The 1141-nt window shown below is 45.3% G+C and carries 2 protein-coding genes and 1 pseudogene; all 3 read right to left on the bottom strand.

From position 1 onward, the window contains the following. The coding region (locus Xbed_RS18720) for a zinc-finger-containing protein (RefSeq protein WP_244182565.1) at positions 1-239 on the bottom strand (239 nt) is incomplete at its 3' end. Then, positions 187-807, bottom strand: a complete 621-nt coding sequence (locus tag Xbed_RS18725; RefSeq protein ID WP_244182566.1) for a hypothetical protein — start codon at positions 805-807, stop codon at positions 187-189. The genes Xbed_RS18725 and Xbed_RS18720, both read right to left, overlap by 53 nt. Positions 808-852: 45 nt before the next feature. Continuing rightward, positions 853-1056, bottom strand: a pseudogene (locus Xbed_RS20410) (phosphoadenosine phosphosulfate reductase domain-containing protein); the annotation flags it as partial. Positions 1057-1141 lie beyond the last annotated feature (85 nt).

Genomic DNA, 1141 nt, shown 5'->3' on the forward strand with positions numbered 1-1141 from the left:
GAATAATCTGCCAATGTTCCGAGTGGGATATTCGTTTTCGGATGCATACCCACGCGCGCATCACATGACCAGCACACGTAGAGCCACGGCCAGCGGTCATTGAGAATGCGCCCGAACACCTCCGTGTGATGGGCAATTTCTACGGGGTTGCAGCAATAACGGCATTTAGTGGGGATGGGTAGCGGGTCATTGACTCGCTGTATTGCTATTGGGTTGGGATTCCATGGGGTGAACTGCATCTAGAGCCTCCCGCGATTTAATATCGTCAGAAACTATCGCTGCATATTTGCCCTGTGACCATGACAATGGCGGGCTGTTACGAATGACGGCATTCAGGGCATCAAATGCTCGTTGTAGTTCATCGGGTAGTTCGCCGTCCTCTGGCAGGTCATCCGTGAAATAATCCTCACCATTTATTTCAGCGGGGTAATTAGGTTCACAGATAACTAACTGCAATTCTGATGGCGTCACCTCGTGCTCGTCGCAATATGCATTTAGGGAATCCTCATAAAAAAAATATTGGTCGGTGTCAAAAATGACTAATGGTGTTTCTCCATCCCATTTTTGACGCCTCATCGCCATGAATTTTTGTTGCCGCGATTCCTCATGGCAAATTGAGCAGTAGCTATACATTTCTACAATTGGGTGTTCGGGGTTGTTATCACATTTTCGATGAGTAGAACCATCATAACGGGCCATCTGCTCATCATTTCCCCAGAATCGACCGTTGCGAGATACCCAACCAGTGACAGCTTGAATTTGGGCTGCCTCTGATGAGTCGTACATGACTATAATTTTTTCAGACACAATAAACCTCCCGCCGTTAATAGCGTGAGTGGTGGGTTGATGGGGTTAATTTAATTCTAGAGATAATTGGTTAGAGAATATTTCGCAGGATTCGGAGCAGGAACCGGAATCAAATCGTTTAGCCGCAATCATTTCCTGATATAGATTTTGGTAATCTGCATTGGAATACATCCGGGCTATTCCATCTAATGATAAATTCCCTCTATACATTATTTCCTTAGGTGTTTTTCTATGCGCTGAGTTAACATATTAAGTGCAACAGGCGGAATATTAAAAGGCGTGAGTCAACTGTGATACATTTCACGGCTCTCACACCCGAAATCATGGCCTGATA

This window comes from Xenorhabdus beddingii (assembly GCF_002127545.1).
In the GTDB taxonomy this organism is placed as follows: domain Bacteria; phylum Pseudomonadota; class Gammaproteobacteria; order Enterobacterales; family Enterobacteriaceae; genus Xenorhabdus; species Xenorhabdus beddingii.